The organism is Mycolicibacterium novocastrense, assembly GCF_001570485.1.
Lineage (GTDB): Bacteria > Actinomycetota > Actinomycetes > Mycobacteriales > Mycobacteriaceae > Mycobacterium > Mycobacterium novocastrense.
This window is the reverse complement of the sequence record NZ_BCTA01000093.1, coordinates 21393-41703: the sequence shown is the minus strand read 5'-3', so window position 1 is coordinate 41703 and position 20311 is coordinate 21393. Positions and strand designations below refer to the sequence as shown.

Genomic DNA, 20311 nt, shown 5'->3' with positions numbered 1-20311 from the left:
TTGAGGGCGATGTCACGATGAGCCGATGAGGGGCTGGCCGGACGATGACGCACTCGCGGGATATCCCGTCGTGCCCGAAGCGGTGCCGCGGCCGGTCTTCTCCGAACAACGTTGGTGCGACCTCACTTTCGTGCACTGGCCGGTGCGACCCGATGCGGTCACGTCGCTGTACCCGGCGGGCACCCGCCCCGATGTCTTCAGCGACGGCTTCACCTATGTCGGCCTGGTGCCCTTTCAGATGCGTGACACGACGATCGGGCGGGTGATTCCGCTGCCGTACCTCGGCACCTTCGCCGAGACGAACGTCCGGCTGTACTCGATCGACGAGTCCGGCCGTCACGGCGTGGTGTTCCGTTCGTTGGAGACCGCGCGGTTGGCGGTCGTGCCCACCCTGCGCCTGACCCTCGGCATTCCCTACACCTGGGCGAAGATGCGTATCGACAGGTCGGCGGACATCATCACCTACACCAGCGAGCGGCGGTGGCCGCACCGCGGATTGCGCAGCGTGGTCAGCGTGCGGGTCGGCGACGAAGTGACGCCGACACCGCTGGAGGTGTGGCTGACCGCGCGCTGGGGTGCGCACACCCGCAAGGCCGGCCGCACCTGGTGGGTGCCCAACGAACACGACCCGTGGCCGCTGTGCGCCGCCGAGATCACTTACCTGCGCGACGATCTCGTCACCGCCGCCGGCGTCACCCCCGCGGGCCCGATGCTGCGGGCGCTGTTCACCACGGGCGTCCAGGCCCGGTTCGGCCGCCCATGCGTCGTCGCCTGATCAGGGGCCCGCGTATCCCGGCGGGTTGGGGGTGTCCACCCACAGGTCGACGCCCAATTCGGCACCGGGCACGCAGTCGTACACCGACAGGTCGTTCACCCCGGACTCCAGAAGGACGTCCTCGCACAGCAGGGTCTGCCCGGTGTACTCGCGGGCGGGCTTGTTGAGGATCACGTACGCCGCGTCGGCGTAGACGTCGGGCTTCCGCGCGCGCCCCATCGCCTCGTCACCGCCCAACAGGTTCTGCACGGCCGCGGTCGCCACCATCGTGCGGGGCCACAGCGTGTTCGACGCGATGCCAGCGGCTCGCATCTCCTCGGCGATTCCCAACGCGCACAACGTCATACCGAACTTCGCCATCATGTACGCAGTCGGCTTGAGCCATTGCGACTCCATCCGGATCGGCGGCGACAGCGTCAGGATGTGCGGATTGTCGCGGCCCTTCATGTGCGGGATGCAGGCCTGTGACACCGCATACGTACCGCGGACCTGGATGCCGTTCATCAGGTCGAACCGCTTCAGCGGGACCTCCTCGATCGAGCCGAGGTTGATCGCCGAGGCGTTGTTGACGCAGATGTCGATGCCGCCGAACTGTTCGACGGTCTTGGCGACCGCCGACTCCACCGAGTCGCCGTCGCGGACATCGCCGACGATCGGCAGCGCCTGACCGCCGGCACCCTCCAGCTCCTTGGCGGCGGTGTACACCGTGCCGGGCAGCTTGGGATGGGGTTCGGCAGTCTTCGCGATCAACGCGATGTTGGCGCCGTCGGCCGCGGCGCGCTTGGCGATCGCCAGGCCGATGCCGCGGCTCGCACCGGAGATGAACATGGTCTTCCCGTTGAGCGACATGGCCTCACCCTAACCGCCGCGAAATGGCATTCCGACAGGTCCGCACTCGAACTTTTCCTGCTGGAAGGCCATTTCGCGGCAGACGGGCGCAAGCGGCGCTCTCACGTCGGGATTCGGGAACAATCGGGCCCGATGCTGCTGTTATTGACGGTGGCCGCTATGTGACGGAAGTTCGCGGCCAAAAAACTTGTCGGTCTCAACCTCTAGGATGAGCGAAGGGGGTCAGGTGCCAACGCTGGCTACGGACTTTCCAGTGCTGCCGGTCGATCTACCGGGTTTGTACGCTGGCACCGCGACAGAAGGGACGGTGTTCCCCACCATGACCGACTCCGACGGGTCAACAGATTCGGCGGCGGCTCCTGAACCGCAGGAGACCGACGCCGAACTCACCGCGCGCTTCGAGCGTGACGCGATTCCGCTGCTCGACCAGCTGTACGGCGGCGCGCTGCGGATGACGCGCAACCCCGCCGACGCCGAGGACCTGTTGCAGGAAACCATGGTCAAGGCGTACGCCGGCTTCCGGTCATTCCGGGAGGGCACCAACCTCAAGGCCTGGCTGTACCGCATCCTCACCAACACCTACATCAACAGCTACCGCAAGAAGCAGCGTCAGCCGGCGGAGTACCCCACCGAGGAGATCACCGACTGGCAGCTCGCGGCCAACGCCGAGCATTCCTCGACCGGACTGCGCTCGGCCGAGGTCGAGGCTCTCGAGTCGCTGCCGGACAACGAAATCAAGGAAGCGCTGCAGGCGCTGCCCGAGGACTTTCGGATGGCGGTCTACTACGCCGACGTCGAGGGCTTCCCATACAAGGAGATCGCCGAGATCATGGACACACCGATAGGCACGGTGATGTCCCGGCTGCACCGGGGCAGGCGCCAGCTGCGCGAGCTGCTGGCCGGTGTGGCCCGCGACCGCGGGTTCATCCGGGGCCAGCAGATGGACACGCCCGAGGAGGTCTCGTCGTGAGCTCGTTCTCTGACGAAGAGCGATGGCAGGCCCCCGTCGGTCCCATCGACCCCGAGCATCCCGAATGCGCTGCGGTGATCGCCGAGGTGTGGACGCTGCTCGACGGGGAATGCACGCCCGAAACGCGCGACAAGTTGCGCCATCACCTGGAGGAGTGCCCCGCATGCCTGCGCCACTACGGCGTCGAGGAGCGGGTCAAGCAGCTGATCGCGAAGAAGTGCGGCGGCGAGAGAGCGCCGGAGAGCCTGCGTGAGCGGCTGCGCATCGAGATCAGCCGCACCACCATCATCCGGCGCGGTTAGCGCCGGGGATCACGCCCGGGCGCGTTAGCGCACCGACTTCGAACCGGCGTTGGGCCGCTTACCGTGGTTGGCTTTGGTGTGCTTGCGGTCACGCTTCTTACGGCCACGCTTGGCCATGATGTACCTCCGAATGCTCTGGGGATTGTTCGGCCCGTACTCGGCGGGCGCGTTCGAACCATTGTCTCATGGCCCGGCGACAGCGCTGACAAGCCGGTCGTGTGGTTCGATGTAGGCCGAAACGCATACAGCAGCGAAGAGTAATGGGGTGATGATGGCCGAGGACGTTCGCGCTGAGATCGTGGCCAGTGTGCTCGAGGTCGTGGTGAGCGAGGGCGATCAGATCGGCGAGGGGGACACCCTGGTGCTGCTGGAGTCGATGAAGATGGAGATTCCGGTGCTGGCCGAGGTGGCGGGCACCGTGAGCAAGGTCAGCGTCTCTGTTGGCGACGTGATCCAGGCCGGCGACCTCATCGCGGTGATCAGCTGATCCGCGCGTTGTGAACCGCCGCCGCAAGTAGCCCCCGATGTCCACTCTCGGTGATCTGCTCGCCGAGCACACCGTGCTGCCCGGCAACGCGGTCGACCATCTGCACGCGGTGGTCGGCGAATGGCAGCTGCTCGCCGACCTGTCCTTCGCCGACTACCTGATGTGGGTACGCCGCGACGACGGCGCCCTGGTCTGCGTGGCGCAGGTGCGGCCGAACACCGCGCCGACGGTGCTGCTGGCCGACGCGGTCGCCACGCTGGCCGACGCCGACGCGATGCCACTCGTCACCACGGCGTTCACGGCCGGTGAAATCGTCGTGGGAGACGGTGCGGGTCAACAGGTTTCGCCAGGACTCAACGTGGAAGCGGTTCCGGTGCGCTACAAGGACGAGGTGGTCGCGGTGCTGACGCACCAGACCGCGTTGGAGTCCAGGAAGGCCAGCCCGCTGGAGTCCGCCTACCTCGATTGCGCCGGCGATCTGTTGCACATGCTCTCGGAGGGCACCTTCCCGAACGTCGGGGACATCGCGATGTCGCGCTCGAGCCCGCGCGTCGGCGACGGGTTCATCCGGCTCGACGAGGCCGGGGTGGTCACCTTCGCGAGCCCAAACGCGATCTCGGCCTATCACCGGATGGGCCTGGCCGCCGAGCTCGGCGGGCACAACCTGGTCACCGTCACGCGCCCGCTCATCGGTGACCCGTTCGAGGCGCAGGAACTGGCCAACCACGTGCGCGACTCGCTGGCCGGCGGATCGAGTATGCGCATGGAGGTCGACGCGGGCGGTGCGGCCGTGCTGATGCGCACGCTGCCGCTGGTCGTGCACGGCAAACCGGTGGGGGCAGCGGTGCTGATCCGCGACGTCACCGAGGTCAAGCGCCGCGACCGCGCCCTGCTGTCGAAGGACGCCACGATCCGCGAGATCCACCATCGCGTGAAGAACAACCTGCAGACCGTCGCGGCTCTGCTGCGCCTGCAGGCCCGGCGCACCAACAACGACGAAGGCCGCGAGGCGCTGATGGAATCGGTGCGGCGGGTGTCATCGATCGCGTTGGTCCACGATGCGCTGTCGATGTCGGTGGACGAGGAGGTCAACCTCGACGAGGTCGTCGACCGGATCCTGCCGATGATGAACGATGTCGCCGCCGTTGACAGCCCGATCCGCATCTATCGTGTGGGCGATCTCGGTGTGCTCGACGCCGACCGCGCCACCGCGCTGATCATGGTGATCACCGAGCTGGTGCAGAACGCCATCGAGCACGCCTTCGACCCCGGCGTGCGCGAGGGCAGTGTCACAATCCGGGCCGAGCGCTCGGCCCGGTGGCTGGATGTGGTCGTTCACGACGACGGCCGGGGACTGCCCGACGGGTTCAGCCTGGAGAAGTCCGACCGGCTCGGTCTGCAGATCGTGCGGACGCTGGTGTCGGCCGAACTGGACGGGTCGCTGGGCATGCGTGAGGGACAGGCCGGCGGAACTGATGTGGTGCTGCGGGTGCCGCTGGGCCGGCAACGCCGACTCGCGCAGTAGCAATCTTCGCAATTCGCAAATCGGCTATTCGCGTCGCAAATCGGCCGCTATTGCATTTGCACAAAGATACGGCCCCGACGTATGTCGGGGCCGTAAATGTTTGGTTCGGGTCGGGCTCAGACTCCGCTGCGAGCCTTGGTGCGAGCATTGCGACGCTTGAGTGCGCGACGCTCGTCCTCGCTCATACCGCCCCAGACACCGGCATCCTGTCCGGACTCCAAAGCCCAGGTCAGGCACTCAGTGGTGACCGGGCAGCGGTTGCAGACGAGCTTCGCGTCAGCGATCTGAGCGAGCGCCGGGCCACTGTTCCCCACCGGGAAGAACAGTTCCGGATCCTCATCGCGACAGACCGCCTTGTGGCGCCAATCCATTAGATCAAACTCCTCGTCAGATACGTCACCTGTGCGCAGCACGGCGCACGGCATATTCTTCGGCTGTTTAACGCGTGCACATTGAATGTTTCTGCAACGTTGCTTCGATGCTTTCACAGGCTGGACAGATGTCAATACTCGCGAGTTAACAAGTGCGCAATGTCACTAGCCGGGTGGCTTCGCACGCCACCCACTCGTCTGTACTAGACTCGATCCAACTGCGCCCGAAATTCTACGCCGTTAGGCTGTCATCGCAGGTCAGAGACCTCTACAGGTGCGGGCGCCAACACGCCGAGCGCGTCGGGAACCGCGGTGAACATCATCGAATCACGTAATCCGACGTAGTCGCCGTCGATCTGGCAAGCGACCGGCGCCTCGCTGGTCACCTGCAGCCACGGCAGGTCGTCGTCGCGGACCAGATGCTTGGCCTGGATGCGGGCCTTCTTCGACAGCATCCGCCGCACCAGCATCAGGTTTGCCCACACGTTCATGCTGGTCGTGGCGAAAAGTCCGAGTCCCGTCTCGAACGTCGTCATCGGATTGGTCCACACCGGCCTGGCGTTGGCGTACGTCCAGGGGCTGGCGTTGGACACGAACGCGAAGTGGACGCCGCCGACCGGTTCGCGGTCGGGCAGATGCACCGTCAGCGACGGTTCCTTGCGGGTGCTCGCCAGCACCTCGCGGATGGCGACGCGCACGTAGCGCGATGCCGTCACCGCGCGTCCCTTGGCGCGCTGCGCCTCGACCGCCGCTACCACGTCGCCGTCCACGCCCATGCCGGCGGTGAACACGCCCCAGCGCTCACCGCAGTCCATCAACCCGATGCGGCGCCACGTCTTGCGGCGGCGGTACTCCGACAGCAGGTCGATCAGCTGATTGGTCGCCTCGATGGGGTCGGGGCTGATGCCGAGGGCCCGTGCGAACACGTTGGCCGAGCCCCCGGGCACCACGCCGACCGCAGGCGCGGCGGCGCCGGGCCCGCCGACCTCGAGAATGCCGTTGACCACTTCGTTCACCGTGCCGTCGCCGCCGTGCACGATCAGCACGTCGACGCCGTCGCGCGCCGCGTCGCGGGCGATCTCGATGGCATGTCCGCGGTGATCGGTGTGCACGACGGTCAGTTTCACCCGGCTCTCCAGCGCATGGGCCAACAGATCACGGCCGGCCGGGGTCGTCGACGTCGCATTCGGGTTCACGATCAGCACGGCGCGCACGGGGTCCGAGCCTACTGAACGGGTTCTGCGCACCCCTCTACGCTCGAGGGCGTGATCGTTCCATCTCCGACGACGGTGCGCCAAGCCGCTGTCCTCGTCGCCCTGGAGGGTGCGGCCGCCGTGGTCGCGGCACTGGTCTACGTGGTGAGCGGGTTCGGCCGAGCCGAGGAGTCCGGGCTGAACAAGTACGGCACCGCGCTGTGGTTCGCGATCATGGGTGCGGGTGTGCTGGCCGCGGCGTGGGCGCTATGGACGGGCAGACGGTGGGGGCGCGGCATCGCCGTGTTCGCCCAACTGCTGCTGCTACCGGTCGTCTACTACATGGGAGTCGGTTCGCATCAGTGGTGGTACGCCGCGCCGATCGGCGTGGTGGCGGTGGTGACGCTGATCCTGCTGTTCAGTCCCTCGACCCTGGAATGGGTCGGGGCTCACGGCGACTCCGCGGCCAGCGCCGATAATTCGGGACCCGAGACCCGATAGGTGATCCATTCTGTCTGCGGCTTGCCGCCGACGGCGTCGTAGAGCGCGATCGCGTTGACATTCCAGTCCAGGACAGCCCACGACAGTCGGGTGTAACCGTGCGTCGAACACTCGCGGGCCAAGGTGGCCAACAACTTTCGGGCCAGCCCACGTCTGCGAAACTGCGGGCGCACGTACAGGTCTTCGAGGTAGATCCCGCCGACACCGTCCCACGTAGAGAAGTTGATGAACCACAGCGCGCAGGCGGCGGCCTGCCCGTCGACCTCGACGATGTGGCCGAAAACGACTGCCGGCTCGGCGAAAAGCGCCTGGCGCATCTGGTCTTCGGTGACGGTGCACTCGTGCGCGGCGTGTTCGAACTCCGCGAGTTCGTGGACCATCGCGGTCAGTTCGCGTTCGTCGCCCGGGCGCACCCTGCGGATCAGCTCGCTCACGTCGTGACGCCCAGGGCGGTGAGGATCGTCGTGAATTTCGTTGTGGTCTCGGCGACTTCGTCGTTGGGATCCGATTCGGCGACGATGCCGCCGCCCGAATACGCCTCGGCCGTACGCCGGTCCGCCGACAGCTGAGCGCAGCGGATCGACACCACCCATCGGCCGTCGCCGCGTTGGTCGCACCAGCCGACGGCGCCGGCATAGAAGCCGCGGTCGCCTTCGAGTTCGGCGATCAAATCGGCCGCATCCGCGGTGGGCACCCCGCCGACCGCCGGCGTCGGGTGCAGTGCGATGGCCAAATCCAATGCAGTGGTGGATCTTTCGCGGAGCTTACCGGTGATCCGGGTGGCCAGGTGCCACACCGAGTCGGTCTTGCGGAGCCCCGGTTCGGCGGCCACCTCGAGCTCGGCGCACAGCGGGTCGAGGGCGTCGCGAATCGTATCGACCACGAACTGGTGCTCGCGGAGGTTCTTCGCCGACGCGGCCAGCGCGGCACCGTTCGCCTCGTCGGTCTCGGGGTCGGGGGAGCGGGGCGCCGAGCCCGCGAACGGTGCGCACACCACCTGCTCGCCGCGGCGGGCCACCAGCAGCTCCGGGCTCGCGCCCACCAGCACGCTCCCCGAGTAGCCCCCGCCCGCGGCGGTCAGGTCGGCGAGGTACCCGTTGGCCGCGGGATCGGCGCTGACGAGCCGGTGCAGGACGGTGCGCGCGTCCAGCGGTCCGTCGGCGGCCAGCCGAAGGGCTCTTGCGAGCACCACCTTGTGCAGTCCGCTCGACGGGCTGGTGAGCCGGTCGACGGCGGTGGCGACCCGCGCACGGTGCTCATCGGGATCCGGCAACGCCTCGGCGATCTGCACCCCGGGCATCGGACGCAGCGGCCAGTCCGGCAGCGCATCGAGGAACTGGATGCTCTGCGGTCGGATCAGCGCCGCCGGCTTGGTCATGTCAAAAGGCAACGCCCCCACGATGATCGGGGCGCTGTGCGATGCCAGCGCGGCCCGGGCGTCGGCAACCTTCGGAAACGCGGTGTGCACTCCCTCCGCGACGACGGCGCCGCGGGAGGCCAGGACGAAGGAGGGTTCGCGAGTCACCGTGGTTTACACGGATCCTGATGGCCGGTGAGCCCCTGGGCGATGATCTGACGCATCGCATGCTCGAAGCCGAGGACGGCCAGGGACGCGGGCGCCATCGCGAACCGGATCCCGTTCGACACCGGCAGTTCGACCCACCGCGCGATCATCGAGCGGGAGAAGTGCGCATGACCCACGAACACGACATCGCGCGACGCCATGTGGGTCAATGCCAACTCCAGGGCGCTGTCGGCGCGCTGCGCGATGGTCTGAACGCTCTCGCCGCCATCGGCGCCGTGCGTCCAGATCAGCCAGTCGGGCACCGTCTCGCGGATCTCGGGCGTCGTCAGCCCCTCGTAGCGGCCGTAATCCCACTCCCGCAGAAGCGGCGACACGTCGTCGATGGTCAGTCCGGCCAATTCGGCGGTCTGCACCGCGCGCCGCAGTGGGCTGCACACCACCAGCGGGTTGTCCAGTTCGAGTTCGGCCAGCGCTTCGGCGGCCATCTTGGCGCGTTGCACGCCGGTCGCGGTCAGTTCGAGGTCGGTGTGGCTGGTGTGCCGACCGCTCTTCGACCACTCCGTCTCGCCGTGACGAAGCAGGATCAGGCGGTGCTCCAGAAGGGCCACGCTCACTGATTCTGCCGCACGGTCGGTCGCGGCGTGCCGAGCCATGCAACGATGGGCACCGTGACGCGAGTACTTGCGGTCGCCAATCAAAAGGGTGGGGTAGCCAAGACGACGACGGTGGCGTCGTTGGGTGCGGCGATCCAGGAGTCGGGTAAGCGGGTCCTGCTGGTGGACCTCGACCCGCAGGGGTCGTTGACGTTCTCCCTGGGCCATGACCCGGACAAGTTGGCGGTGTCGATCCACGAGGTGCTGCTCGGCGAGGTCGAACCCGACGCCGCCCTGCTGGAGACGCCCGAGGGAATGACACTGCTGCCCGCCAACATCGACCTGGCGGGCGCCGAGGCAATGCTGTTGATGCGTGCCGGGCGTGAGTACGCGCTCAAGAGAGCGCTCGGCAAGCTCGGCGTCGGAACGCCGGCGACATCCGGCGGTGCGGCGTCGTCGTCAGCGGGCAGGGCCGACTACGACGTGGTGATCGTGGACTGTCCGCCGTCGCTCGGCGTGCTCACGCTCAACGGGCTGACCGCTGCCGACGAGGTGATCGTGCCGCTGCAGTGCGAGACGTTGGCGCACCGCGGTGTCGGGCAGTTCCTGCGCACCATCGCCGATGTCCAGGCGATCACGAACCCCGACCTCAAGCTGCTGGGCGCGTTGCCGACGTTGTACGACTCGCGCACGACCCACAGCCGCGATGTGCTGCTCGACGTCGCCGACCGCTACGACCTGGCGGTGCTGGCGCCGCCGATCCCGCGCACCGTCCGGTTCGCCGAGGCCAGCGCCTCGGGCGCGTCGGTGCTGGCCAGCCGCAAGAACAAGGGCGCAGGCGCCTACCGCGATCTGGCCAAGGCGCTGCTCAAGCACTGGAAGAACGGCAAGCCGATGCCCACTTTCGCCCCCGAGATCTAGGGATTTCGGTGCTCAAACAGTCGGTGAGCGACTGTTAGAACACCCAGATAACGTCAGCTGCCCACGTTGGATTGGCGGCTCAGCCGCCGAGCGCCACCAACTCGTCGCCGCGCTGCTCGAGCACCATCGAGCCGGCCACCGCGGGCACCACCGGCGCGGCGCTCGGCGGCCGCGTCAAGGGGATGTGGCGTTCGCCCCGCCCCGTCGCGGGGTCGAACACGTCGTAGCCGTCGGTGACCGGGACCAGCAACCGCCCCGCCATGATCGTCCCCGGCCCCAGCGGCTTGTTCCGGCCCTCGGGTGTGACGGTGTAGCGGTAGTCAAACCCGCTGGCGGAGAACACCATTACGCTGTCACCGGTCCACCAGGTGATCAGGTCACCCGCCCGCGACATCGTGGCCTGCGGCGACGGCGGACTTGCCACCCCGGTGCTGGCGATCGTCGCGCCCGTCTCGTCGACGATGTTGACCACAGGCTTGGGCGTGGGCACGTAGACCGCGGTCATCGTGTCGGCGACGGCCACCACCCGCGCGCCCGAATCCGTCGCGACGCCCGGTTGCGGGACGTACCTCAACTCCGGGGTGTCCTCCTCATCGGAGGGTCGCAGCAGGGTCAGCCGCAGTTCGGGCTGCCGCGGGCAGGCCTCGAGCACTGACACCGCGCTCGAACTCGCCTGCGCCGACACCAACCGGCACAGCGGCAGCGAGGGCACATCCGGCTTGATGCGGGCGTCCAGGGCGCCGTAGCTGAGCATCCGGACCATGTCGGAACGCCACAACTCCAGCCGGTTCTCACCGGCCGAGAGCACCGCGGTGCCGTCCGACGACAAATGCACCGAGGGATCGGCGTAGGACGAGCGCGCCGGACCGCGCATGCCGGTCTTGGCGTCGATGGTGCTGACCTGACCGCATCCGCGAGTGTCGGGGTAGACGGCGACCGCGTACTGGTAGACGTAGCTGACCCCGCACAGGTCGAGGTCACGTTCATAACTCCACAGCGTGGTCCCCGTCGCCGGGTCACGCCCCTGTACGGTCCGGCCGTCGCCGGTCACCGCCGCACCGCCGACGACCAGCGGCAAAGTGGTGGCTGCGCTGGGTGCGCTCCACACCTGCCGCAGCGACTGCGGAACCGCCTTGGCCGGGGTCAGGGCCGGCACCGGGTCGGCGGCGGGCCTGCTGATCGTCGCCCGCGCGTCGCTGGTCCACCACACCAACGCGGCCGTCACCACGACGACGGCGCCAATCGCCAGCGCCACCATCACATCGGTGCGGGTGCGGCGTTCGGGTTTGACCATCGCGCGGGAGGTGCGGGGCTAGCCGGTGCCGGCCGCGGCCTTGCGGGGGCGACGGCGACGCCTGCGCTTGGCCGGCGGCGTATCGCCGGAGCCCTCGCCCGTGTCGCCCGAGTCTTGATCTGACGACGTCGCGGACGCCTCCGGATGCCCGGTGACCGGCTTGCCGCCGCGGGTGCGCCGACGCGTGCGGTTGCGGCTGCGAGCGGGGCGGTCGGCCGACTTCTCGGCGGGGGCCCGCTTGCTGCTCTGCACCTTCACGGGCTCGCCGACGGTGCCGGTGGCATCGGCGGGGATGCCCAGCTCGGAGTAGAGGTGCGGCGAGCTGGAATACGTCTCGGCGGGATCGGGGCAGCCGAGGTTCAGCGCCTTGTCGATCATCGTCCAGCGTGCCAGTTCGTCCCAGTCGACGAGGGTCACCGCGACACCGGTCTTCCCGGCCCGCCCGGTGCGACCGATGCGGTGCACGTAGGCCTGCTCGTCCTCGGGAATCTGGTAGTTGATGACGTGGGTGACGTCGTCGATGTCGATGCCGCGCGCGGCGACGTCGGTGGCGACCAGCACGTCGATCTCGCCGGTGCGGAACGCCTTGAGCGCCTTCTCTCGTGCGCCCTGCCCGAGGTCACCGTGCACGGCGCCGACCTTGAACCCGCGCTCGGCGAGTTCGTCGGAGACCTTCTGCGCGGTGCGCTTGGTGCGGGTGAAGATCATCGTCGCGCCGCGACCCTCGGCCTGCAGGATGCGGGCGACCATTTCCACCTTGTCCAGGGCATGCGCGCGGTACGCGAACTGCTCGGTGGTGTCGTGGGTGGCCGCCGAATGCGGGGCCTCGGCCCGGATGTGCGTCGGCTGGTTCATGAAGGTACGGGCCAACGTGATGATCGGGTCCGGCATCGTCGCCGAGAACAGCATCGACTGCCTGCTGTCGGGGATCTGGCGCAGGATCCGCTCGATGTCGGGCAAAAAGCCCAGGTCGAGCATCTCGTCGGCCTCGTCGAGCACCAGCATGGACAGTCCGCCCAGCTTCAGGTGCCCCTGCTGGGCCAGGTCGAGCAGTCGCCCCGGCGTGCCGACGACCACGTCGACACCCTTCTCGAGCGCCTCGATCTGCCCCTCGTAGGGCCGACCGCCGTAGATCGACGTGACCGACAGCTTGCGGTCACCGACGGTGAGGTACTTCGCGGCGGCCGCCAGGTCGCCGTACACCTGCAGGCACAGTTCGCGGGTGGGCACGACCACCAAGGCCCGTGGGACGCCCGTCAGGGGGCGGTCGGGGTCGGTGGTGATCCGCTGGAGCAGGGGCACACCGAACGCCAGCGTTTTGCCCATACCGGTACGGGCCTGGCCGATCAAATCGTCGCCGGCCAATGCCATCGGCATGGTCAGCTCTTGGATTGCGAATGGATGCTGTTTGCCGTCCTCGGCGAGGGCGCGGACGATTTCGTCGCGAACTCCCAGTTCAGCAAATGTGGGGTTGAGATGCGTCATACGCGAAAACGAGGCCTTTCAATTGTCGTCCTCATGGCTTCCACGCGCGCACGAGTTCGACAAGAGATGGCCTGTGAAGACCAAGGCCCTGCACTGAGGTAGGCGGACCGACTGCGTGCACGCACATTTCTTTGGGTCGCGGCAAGCTTTGCAAATGCCTTGCGTAAGCCGTGAAACTGCCACCGCCCGGACCCATCATACCTGGTGGTGCTCGCCCGACGGGCGACCCGCCGTGGCCGTTTATTGTTGGGCCCATGAACACGACGCCTCCGGCACCCGGGCAAACCGACTCGGCGAGATCGGGTGCGTCGGCCGACCATCCCGGCGTCAACGAACTTTTCGCGCTGCTGGCCTATGGCGAGGTGGCGGCGTTCTACCGCCTCACCGACGAAGCGCGCATGGCCCCGAACCTTCGCGGGCGCATCAACATGGCGATCATGGCCGCCGCCGAGATGAACCACTACGAGGTGCTGCGCGACGCGCTCGAGCGCCGCGGGGTCGACGTCGTGCCCGCGATGACGAAATATGCGTCGGCCCTTGAGAATTACCACCGGCTGACCACCCCGAGCACCTGGCTCGAGGCACTGGTCAAAACCTATGTCGGCGACGCACTGGCTGCCGACTTCTACCTCGAGATCGCGCACACCCTGCCCGATGAGGTCGCCGACGTCGTGCGCGCGGTGCTGTCAGAGACCGGCCACTCCCAGTTCGTCGTCGCCGAGGTGCGCGCGGCGGTGACAGCCAGCGACAGGCAGCGCCACCGGCTCGCGCTGTGGTCGCGGCGGCTTCTCGGTGAGGCCATCACCCAGGCGCAGTTCGTCATGGCCGATCACGACGAACTCGTCGACCTGGTGCTGGCCAGCGGCGAAGGGCTCACCCAGATGACCGAGTTCTTCGACCGGCTGCAGCGGACGCACGCCTCCCGGATGGAGGAACTGGGCCTCGCCTGACGCGGCCGCCTGACCTACTGGGTGCAGGTGGCGATCATCGAGTTGTTGTTCTGCGCGGCGATCAACGTGCCCGCGGCGTCGAGGATGCTGCAGTTCAGCTGACCGGCGACGCTGGTGGCGGTGACCGATTTCAACTCCACGCCGGGGTCGAGCACCACCTGCTTGACCCAGGGCAGCGCGACGTTGACGTCGGTGCGCAGCGCGCCCTGGCCGTCGGTGTAGATGACGGTCACCAGGTCGAGCAGCTGGCGGTTACCGGTCACCCGGTAGGTGACGGTGCGCGGTGACGGCGGCGCGGGCGGTGGAACGGCTGCCTGCGCTGTCGTGCTCGGGGCGGGCGGGGGCGTCGTCTCGGCGCTCGGTGTGATCGTCGTGACGGTTTCCGGCGGCAGCGAGGGAACGACGGGGGCGGCCGTGCCCGCGCGCGGCGCGGTGGTGGCGGGGGCGCTCGACGGCGCCGGCGCGTCCGACGTCGCGGTGGCCGAAACCGAGCCGCTGTCGCCGCCGCCGAGGATGATGCCGGTGGTGCCGATCGCGATGAACAGGATCACCCCGGCGATACCGGCGACCCACATCCAGCGCCGGTCGATGCTCTCCTCGTCGTATTGCTGCTCGTAGTCGTCGTAGTCGTCGAACTCAGCAGAACCGGGGTACTCGTAGTCGAAGTCTTCGGCGGGCGGCTCCGGGTAGTCGGAGTAGCTGGGAATCCGCTCCGTGGGGGCCAGCGAATACGGTGACTGCGCGGTGTAAGACCTGTTCATGTGGGTTTTCCCGGGGTCGTCTCGAGCGTAGAAGTTGTTGCCGCGCCTGATGCTATCGAGGCAGAAGTGACAGAAGAGGTTCGGCGACTGGTGTGTTGGTTACGGTCCGGACTCGGTTCGGTCGCCGTTGGTCTCGGCCCTTCGCTGACCGCGAACTCACCGGCGCGATGCGACCGGCGGGTCGTCCACTAGCCTTGGCTCAAGTTCTTCGCAAAGACGAAAGGGGCCCACGGCGTGGAGGTCAAGATCGGTGTCACGGACAGCCCGCGCGAGCTGAGCTTCAACAGCGCGCAGACACCCAGCGAGGTGGAGCAGTTGTTCACCGATGCGCTGGCCAAGGATTCGGGTGTGCTGGCTCTGACCGACGAGAAGGGCCGACGCTTCCTCGTGCAGACGTCGAAGATCGCCTACGTGGAGATCGGCGCTGCCGATGTCCGGCGCGTCGGCTTCGGGGTCGGGATCGGGTCTAAGACCGGGTAAGCGGCACGTGTGACAGTCCGCCCCAAGCGAACTGGACCGTGCCCTCGACCGCGTCGTCCTTGGAGATCGGACGGTCGTTGTTGAGCCAGTAGCGCGCGGAGTCGACGCTGATGGCGACCAAGCCGACCGCGATCATCCTGGCGCGGTGCGCTTCCAGTCCGGAGTCGCGGCTGATCAGGTCGAACACCGCGTCGGTGCACGCCTCGGTGGCGACCTTGACCTGCGCGGCGACCTGCGGTTCGTTGACGTAGTCGTTTTCGAAGATCAAGCGGTAACCCTGGCCGTCGTGCTCGATGAAGTCGAAGAACGCCTGGACCGCGGCGCGCAACCGCTGCCGGTTGTCGGTTGTCGTGCGCAGCGCCTGACGCACACCGGAGACGAGGTTCTCCACATGCTTGGCCAGCACCGCCAGGTAAAGCTCCAACTTGGACGAGAAATGTTGGTAGAGAACGGGTTTGCTGACTCCAGCGCGCTCGGCGATCTCGTCCATGCCCGCCGCGTGGTAGCCGCGGTCGACGAAAACCTCGCTGGCAGCGACCAGTAGCTGCCCTCGGCGCTCGTCGCGCGGCAGTCTGCCGCCGCGCCGATTCAACACTTCGCCGCCAGGCTGCGCGCGTCTCTTCGCGGCGGTGTTGGCGAGATCGTTCATCACATCCTTCATCTGCGTCATCGGGCACCGGTTATCGCAATGACATTACTACCGTTGATAAAGCATGCAGGTGAGGCGCGGATCACAGCGCTCGGGGCGGTCGATGGCGCGCCGAAAGTAAGAGGCCGTCGGCCTGTGTCATCCTGTTGCGGTGACCTATGACTCCCGTACGCGAGGAGGACAGATGGGTCCCGAACACGGCGGGGGTGTTCGCGTCCCCGCGCTGCGCAACGAATGGCGCGAGCCGTTGCGTGCCCAGCGCGATCCCCTCGCGGAGAACTCGGGGCGGGTGAGGTCCAATCGCGACGAGCACCGCGGCTTCCGCAAGCAGTCGTGGCTCGGTCGCTTCGTGTCCACCTACGGCTGGCGGGCCTACGCGTTGCCCGTCCTCATGGTGTTGACCGGGGTCGTCGTCTACCAGACCATCACCGGCACCGGCGCGCCGGCACCGAAACAGGCCGAGGGCCCGGTGCAGGGCCCACCGACCATCGGCGTGGCCAGCACGGCGATCATCGGTGCGCCGCCCAAGGGGTTGACGCAGTTCGACGCGAACCTGCCGACCGGAATCCTGCCCCAGGGCGGACCGTTCACCGAGGCCGGCGCCAAGACGTGGCACGTCGTGCCGGGGGCCACCTCACAGGTCGGCCAGGGCACCGCGAAAGTGTTCACCTACACCGTCGAGGTCGAGGACGGCATCGACACCACGACGTTCGGCGGCGACGAGGCGTTCGCCCGCATGGTCACCGAAACGCTGGCCAACCCCAAGAGCTGGACGCACAACCCGCAGTTCGCCTTCACCCGTATCGACGGGACGTCGGGAATCGAACCGGACTTCCGGGTGTCGCTGAGCACGCCGATGACCGTGCGCGAGGGCTGCGGCTACGACATCCAGTTGGAGGCGTCCTGCTACAACCCGGCCTACCGCGACGGGCAGCCGCGCGTGTTCATCAACGAGGCGCGCTGGGTGCGTGGTGCGGTGCCGTTCCAAGGCGACGTCGGGTCGTACCGGCAGTACCTGATCAACCATGAGGTCGGCCACGCGATCGGCTACCAACGGCACGAGCCGTGCGGGGGCAACGACCAACTGGCGCCGGTCATGATGCAGCAGACGTTTTCGACCAACAACAACGACGCCGCGCGCTTCGACCCGCAATCGGTGCAGCCCGACAACCACACCTGCAAGCCCAACCCCTGGCCGTACCCGATCGCCTGAGTGCCTTCCTCAATTCCGCGAGCGGCCGTGTTTGTGCGGCAACACGCCGTGCCTGGACGTACCAGAGCGGTCGCTCGTACACGCTGACCGACCACCGCGCCTGCGGGAAGCGATCGTCGCTCGTTGCTGTTGAATGTCGTAACTGCTGTGATGGTCATAGACGTTGAATCAGGTCGATCAAGGAGAAACACGGTGTCGACACCGTTGCCGCCGCTGGTAGAACCGGCGGCCGAACTCACCCGCGAGGAAGTGGCGCGCTACAGCCGTCACCTCATCATTCCCGACCTCGGCCTGGATGGGCAGAAGCGGCTGAAGAACGCCCGCGTGCTGGTCATCGGCGCCGGCGGGCTGGGTTCCCCCACGCTGCTGTACCTGGCCGCCGCAGGCGTGGGGACGATCGGGATCGTCGAGTTCGACGTGGTCGACGAGTCCAACCTGCAGCGCCAGATCATCCACGGCCAGTCCGACATCGGCCGGTCGAAGGCCGAGAGCGCGCGTGACTCGATTCTCGACATCAATCCGCTGGTGACGGTCAACCTGCACCAGTTCCGGCTCGAACCCGACAATGCGGTCGAGCTGTTCGAGCAGTACGACCTGATCCTGGACGGCACCGACAACTTCGCGACGCGCTACCTCGTCAACGACGCGGCCGTGCTGGCCCACAAGCCCTACGTGTGGGGGTCGATCTTCCGCTTCGAGGGCCAGATCTCGGTGTTCTGGGAGGACGCGCCCGACGGGTTGGGGCTGAACTACCGCGACCTGTACCCCGAACCGCCGCCACCGGGAATGGTGCCGTCGTGCGCGGAGGGCGGTGTGCTCGGGATCCTGTGCGCGTCGGTGGCATCGGTGATGGGCACCGAGGCCATCAAGCTGATAACGGGCATCGGCGAAACGCTGCTGGGCCGGCTGATGGTCTACGACGCACTCGATATGACGTACCGCACGATCAAGATCCGCAAGGACCCGTCGACCCCGAAGATCACCGAGCTGATCGACTACGAGGAGTTCTGCGGCGTGGTGTCCGACGCCGCCGCCGAGGCCGCGGCCGACTCGACCCTCACCCCCCGCGAGCTCAAGGAGTTGCTCGATTCGGGCAAACCGTTGGCCCTGATCGACGTACGCGAACAGGTCGAGTGGGACATCAACCGGATCCAGGGCGCCGAGCTGATCCCCAAGGGCGCCTTCGAATCCGGCGAGGCGCTGGCCAAGTTGCCGACCGACCGGACACCGGTGTTCTACTGCAAGACCGGTGTGCGCTCTGCAGAGGTGTTGGCGATCGCGAAGAACGCCGGATTCTCCGACGCGATGCATGTGCAGGGCGGAATCGTCGCGTGGGGTAAACAACTCGAACCCGACATGGTCATGTACTAACGGCTGGTTTGCCGAAACTCCGCTTACGCTGAGGTGGTGACTGTCGAACGGCCACCGGATCATGTGCTGGCCGCGTTCGGCCTGTCCGGTGTGCAGCCCGTTGCGCTCGGGCCGGGCTGGGAGGGCGGCTGGCGCTGCGGGGAAGTGGTGGTGTCGATGGTCGCCGACCACGCGCGTGCGGCATGGTCGGCCAAGGTCCGCGAGACGTTGTTCGTCGACGGGGTGCGCCTGGCGCGCCCGGTGCGGTCGACCGATGGGCGCTATGTGGTCGCCGGGTGGCGGGCGGACACCTTCGTCGCCGGAACTCCCGAACCCCGCCACGACGAGGTGGTCTCGGCCGCGGTGCGACTGCACGAGGCGACGGCCAAACTCGAACGCCCGAGATTCCTGACGCAGCCACCGGTGGCGCCGTGGGCCGATGTCGACGTGTTCATCGCGGCCGACCGCGCCGCCTGGGAGGAACGGCCGCTGCACTCGTTGCCGCCGGGCGCCAAGGTGTCCCCGGGGTCGGCCGACGGGCAGCGCTCGATCGAGTTGCTCAATCAGCTTGCCACCCTGCGCAAGCCGACCAAGAGCCCGAGCCAACTGGTCCACGGCGACCTGTACGGCACCGTGCTTTTCGCGGGCACCGCCGCGCCCGGGATCACCGACATCATCCCGTACTGGCGGCCGGCGTCATGGGCCGCCGGTGTCGTCGTGGTCGACGCGCTGTCCTGGGGCGAGGCCGACGACGGGTTGATCGAACGCTGGAGTCCGCTGCCCGAGTGGTCGCAGATGTTGTTGCGCGCGTTGATGTTCCGCATCGCCGTGCACGCGCTACATCCGCGGTCGACGGCGGCCGCGTTCCCCGGTCTCGCGCGCACGGCGGCGCTGGTCCGCCTCGTGCTCTAGCCTGTGGCGCGAACGTGGGTTACCCGCACATTTTCGGCGCTCAGATGTGCATCAACCCCACACTCGCGGCGCTAGAACCGGTGTCGCACCTCGGCGAGCCGGATCCGACCGTCGTGCGCGAGAACCCCTTCGGCGCGAAGCAGCTCCAACTGGCGCGTCGCCAGGTGCGCAGCCGGTTTCCCCGACGCCGTGATCACCCGGTGCCACGGCAGGTCCGACGAGTCGGTGCGCATGATCCAGCCGACGATGCGGGGACTGGAAAGCCCCGCGGCATCGGCGATGTCGCCGTACGTCGACACCCGCCCCGGCGGGATCGAGGCGACCAGCGCGCGCACGGCCTCCACCTGCTCGTCGGTGACGGTCGCCATCGCTAGGACTCGAGGTGCTCGCGGATCAGCGCCGCGGTCTCGGCGGGCCTGGCCTGGGCGACCATGTGGTCGCAGTCCCACTCCAAAAGCGCGAAGTCCGCCCCGAGTCGCTGCGCGAGCGTGGTGACGATGTCGTCGGTCGCATACGGCGGCCTGGTGCGGGCGGCCCGCACCAGCGTCGTGGGAATCCCCTTGGGAGGCAAAGTTACCGGGCGGGCAAGCTCGCTCCAGTACGCCATCATCGCCGGGATGCTGATCCGCCAGCCGACCCGCCCGGACGGCAGATCGATCAGATGCTCGTCGAGCTCGCGATCCAATTCGGCCGACTCGACCTCACCCCACGACCCGTTGGCCTTCTCGGCGCGCGCCTCGGCGCGGTCGGTGTAATCGGGGGAGGCGAACATGTCGTCGGCGATCTGGCGCATCCACTCGCCATCCAGGCCGACGGCCGGGTCCAGCAGGACCATCCGCGACACCAGGTCTGGCCGGGCGGCAGCCAGATTCAGCGCCACCGCGCCGCCGAAGGAGTGTGCGACCACCACCGCGGGACGCTCGAGCAGCCCGGCCAGCGCCGCGACGTTCGAGTCGATGGACCACGGTGCCGCCCACGACGAGCGGCCGTGCCCGATGAGGTCCGGTGCGACGATCGCGTACTCGGGCAGGTGGCGGGTCGCCAGCGTCTGCCACCGCTGGCCGTGTCCGGTCAGGCCGTGGATCGCCAACACCTGTGCGGGCCCGGCCGGCCCGTAGCGGTGAACGTGCAGGGGTTCGGTCACGGCTGTGATGCTGCCAGCCTCGGGTGACGGCCATTTGTCGGACCCCCGTGGTGTCATGCCC

The 20311-nt window shown here is 67.8% G+C and carries 25 protein-coding genes; 12 read left to right on the top strand and 13 right to left on the bottom strand.

Annotated elements, in window-relative coordinates; genetic code table 11:
- Positions 1-25 precede the first annotated feature (25 nt).
- Positions 26-775 carry a YqjF family protein gene (locus tag RMCN_RS27080; protein WP_067395834.1) on the top strand — a complete coding sequence of 250 codons (750 nt, stop codon included), beginning with the start codon at positions 26-28 and terminating at the stop codon, positions 773-775.
- Here the strand turns inward: RMCN_RS27080 and RMCN_RS27075 are convergent, their stop codons facing one another.
- Complete coding sequence (locus RMCN_RS27075; RefSeq protein ID WP_067395831.1) at positions 776-1624, bottom strand: SDR family oxidoreductase; 849 nt, start codon at positions 1622-1624, stop codon at positions 776-778.
- 319 nt (positions 1625-1943) lie between these two features.
- On the opposite strand from RMCN_RS27075, the gene RMCN_RS27070 reads away from it, so the two are divergent.
- Together RMCN_RS27070 and rsrA are read left to right on the top strand one after the other, a co-directional pair.
- On the top strand, positions 1944-2594 hold the full coding sequence (locus RMCN_RS27070) for a sigma-70 family RNA polymerase sigma factor (protein ID WP_174523695.1): 651 nt from the start codon (positions 1944-1946) through the stop codon (positions 2592-2594).
- Positions 2591-2896, top strand: coding sequence for a mycothiol system anti-sigma-R factor (gene rsrA / locus RMCN_RS27065; RefSeq protein ID WP_064412463.1), 306 nt, complete (start codon positions 2591-2593; stop codon positions 2894-2896). Before RMCN_RS27070 ends, rsrA begins: the two co-directional genes overlap by 4 nt.
- 24 nt (positions 2897-2920) lie before the next feature.
- Here the strand turns inward: rsrA and RMCN_RS32165 are convergent, their stop codons facing one another.
- On the bottom strand, positions 2921-3013 hold the full coding sequence (locus tag RMCN_RS32165; protein ID WP_090355725.1) for a 50S ribosomal protein bL37: 93 nt from the start codon (positions 3011-3013) through the stop codon (positions 2921-2923).
- A 154-nt stretch (positions 3014-3167) separates the two neighbouring features.
- Between RMCN_RS32165 and RMCN_RS27055 the strand changes: the two genes are divergently transcribed.
- On the top strand, positions 3168-3383 hold the full coding sequence (locus RMCN_RS27055; protein ID WP_043414713.1) for a biotin/lipoyl-binding carrier protein: 216 nt from the start codon (positions 3168-3170) through the stop codon (positions 3381-3383).
- Positions 3384-3420: 37 nt separating this feature from the next.
- On the top strand, positions 3421-4908 hold the full coding sequence (locus tag RMCN_RS27050) for a two-component system sensor histidine kinase PdtaS (RefSeq protein WP_067395825.1): 1488 nt from the start codon (positions 3421-3423) through the stop codon (positions 4906-4908).
- Between the two features lie 116 nt (positions 4909-5024).
- On the opposite strand, the gene whiB1 is transcribed toward RMCN_RS27050, so the two are convergent.
- Positions 5025-5279 (bottom strand): transcriptional regulator WhiB1, encoded by a 255-nt coding sequence (gene whiB1, locus RMCN_RS27045; RefSeq protein ID WP_014208822.1) that lies wholly within the window; start codon positions 5277-5279, stop codon positions 5025-5027.
- A 248-nt stretch (positions 5280-5527) separates the two neighbouring features.
- The gene (locus tag RMCN_RS27040; protein ID WP_067395822.1) at positions 5528-6493 is read right to left on the bottom strand and encodes a diacylglycerol/lipid kinase family protein; all 966 of its coding nucleotides are present in this window, start codon (positions 6491-6493) and stop codon (positions 5528-5530) included.
- A 51-nt stretch (positions 6494-6544) separates the two neighbouring features.
- On the opposite strand from RMCN_RS27040, the gene RMCN_RS27035 reads away from it, so the two are divergent.
- The gene (locus tag RMCN_RS27035) at positions 6545-6973 is read left to right on the top strand and encodes a hypothetical protein (protein WP_067395819.1); all 429 of its coding nucleotides are present in this window, start codon (positions 6545-6547) and stop codon (positions 6971-6973) included.
- Here RMCN_RS27035 and RMCN_RS27030 read toward each other — a convergent pair.
- Genes RMCN_RS27030 through RMCN_RS27020 form a run of 3 tightly spaced genes read right to left on the bottom strand, consistent with a single transcriptional unit; the run spans position 6922 to position 9151 of the window.
- Complete coding sequence (locus tag RMCN_RS27030) at positions 6922-7407, bottom strand: GNAT family N-acetyltransferase (protein WP_067395817.1); 486 nt, start codon at positions 7405-7407, stop codon at positions 6922-6924. The two genes, RMCN_RS27035 and RMCN_RS27030, sit on opposite strands and share 52 nt — an antisense overlap.
- Positions 7404-8498, bottom strand: coding sequence for an isochorismate synthase (locus tag RMCN_RS27025; protein WP_067395814.1), 1095 nt, complete (start codon positions 8496-8498; stop codon positions 7404-7406). The genes RMCN_RS27030 and RMCN_RS27025 overlap by 4 nt, the downstream gene beginning before the upstream one ends.
- The gene (locus tag RMCN_RS27020) at positions 8495-9151 is read right to left on the bottom strand and encodes an acid phosphatase (protein WP_276018982.1); all 657 of its coding nucleotides are present in this window, start codon (positions 9149-9151) and stop codon (positions 8495-8497) included. Before RMCN_RS27020 ends, RMCN_RS27025 begins: the two co-directional genes overlap by 4 nt.
- A gap of 6 nt (positions 9152-9157) precedes the next feature.
- On the opposite strand from RMCN_RS27020, the gene RMCN_RS27015 reads away from it, so the two are divergent.
- Entirely contained in the window at positions 9158-10012 is an 855-nt protein-coding gene (locus RMCN_RS27015) for a ParA family protein (RefSeq protein ID WP_067395811.1), read from the top strand.
- A 79-nt stretch (positions 10013-10091) separates the two neighbouring features.
- Here RMCN_RS27015 and RMCN_RS27010 read toward each other — a convergent pair whose 3' ends face one another.
- Complete coding sequence (locus tag RMCN_RS27010; RefSeq protein WP_067395809.1) at positions 10092-11306, bottom strand: Rv3212 family protein; 1215 nt, start codon at positions 11304-11306, stop codon at positions 10092-10094.
- Positions 11307-11324: 18 nt separating this feature from the next.
- A complete protein-coding gene (locus RMCN_RS27005; protein WP_067395806.1) occupies positions 11325-12791 on the bottom strand; it encodes a DEAD/DEAH box helicase in 1467 nt (488 codons plus the stop codon).
- Between the two features lie 254 nt (positions 12792-13045).
- Between RMCN_RS27005 and RMCN_RS27000 the strand changes: the two genes are divergently transcribed.
- Entirely contained in the window at positions 13046-13741 is a 696-nt protein-coding gene (locus RMCN_RS27000) for a ferritin-like fold-containing protein (RefSeq protein ID WP_064412472.1), read from the top strand.
- A gap of 14 nt (positions 13742-13755) precedes the next feature.
- On the opposite strand, the gene RMCN_RS26995 is transcribed toward RMCN_RS27000, so the two are convergent.
- Positions 13756-14502 (bottom strand): hypothetical protein, encoded by a 747-nt coding sequence (locus RMCN_RS26995; RefSeq protein WP_067395802.1) that lies wholly within the window; start codon positions 14500-14502, stop codon positions 13756-13758.
- 234 nt (positions 14503-14736) lie between these two features.
- Here RMCN_RS26995 and RMCN_RS26990 point away from each other — a divergent pair, with 234 nt between their 5' ends.
- Positions 14737-14982, top strand: a complete 246-nt coding sequence (locus RMCN_RS26990) for a DUF3107 domain-containing protein (protein ID WP_064345881.1) — start codon at positions 14737-14739, stop codon at positions 14980-14982.
- Here the strand turns inward: RMCN_RS26990 and RMCN_RS26985 are convergent.
- Positions 14969-15631 (bottom strand): HTH-type transcriptional activator FasR, encoded by a 663-nt coding sequence (locus RMCN_RS26985; RefSeq protein WP_067396285.1) that lies wholly within the window; start codon positions 15629-15631, stop codon positions 14969-14971. The genes RMCN_RS26990 and RMCN_RS26985 overlap by 14 nt on opposite strands.
- A gap of 391 nt (positions 15632-16022) precedes the next feature.
- Here RMCN_RS26985 and RMCN_RS26980 point away from each other — a divergent pair, with 391 nt between their 5' ends.
- From RMCN_RS26980 to RMCN_RS26970, 3 genes are all read left to right on the top strand, one after another.
- Complete coding sequence (locus RMCN_RS26980; RefSeq protein WP_409366077.1) at positions 16023-16844, top strand: DUF3152 domain-containing protein; 822 nt, start codon at positions 16023-16025, stop codon at positions 16842-16844.
- Between the two features lie 192 nt (positions 16845-17036).
- Complete coding sequence (gene moeZ / locus RMCN_RS26975) at positions 17037-18215, top strand: adenylyltransferase/sulfurtransferase MoeZ (protein WP_067395797.1); 1179 nt, start codon at positions 17037-17039, stop codon at positions 18213-18215.
- Between the two features lie 36 nt (positions 18216-18251).
- The gene (locus RMCN_RS26970; RefSeq protein WP_064412520.1) at positions 18252-19106 is read left to right on the top strand and encodes a TIGR02569 family protein; all 855 of its coding nucleotides are present in this window, start codon (positions 18252-18254) and stop codon (positions 19104-19106) included.
- A 71-nt stretch (positions 19107-19177) separates the two neighbouring features.
- Here RMCN_RS26970 and RMCN_RS26965 read toward each other — a convergent pair whose 3' ends face one another.
- Positions 19178-19474, bottom strand: coding sequence for an MGMT family protein (locus RMCN_RS26965; RefSeq protein WP_067395795.1), 297 nt, complete (start codon positions 19472-19474; stop codon positions 19178-19180).
- 2 nt (positions 19475-19476) lie between these two features.
- Positions 19477-20307 carry an alpha/beta fold hydrolase gene (locus RMCN_RS26960; protein ID WP_067396282.1) on the bottom strand — a complete coding sequence of 277 codons (831 nt, stop codon included), beginning with the start codon at positions 20305-20307 and terminating at the stop codon, positions 19477-19479.
- Between the last annotated feature and the right edge of the window lie 4 nt (positions 20308-20311).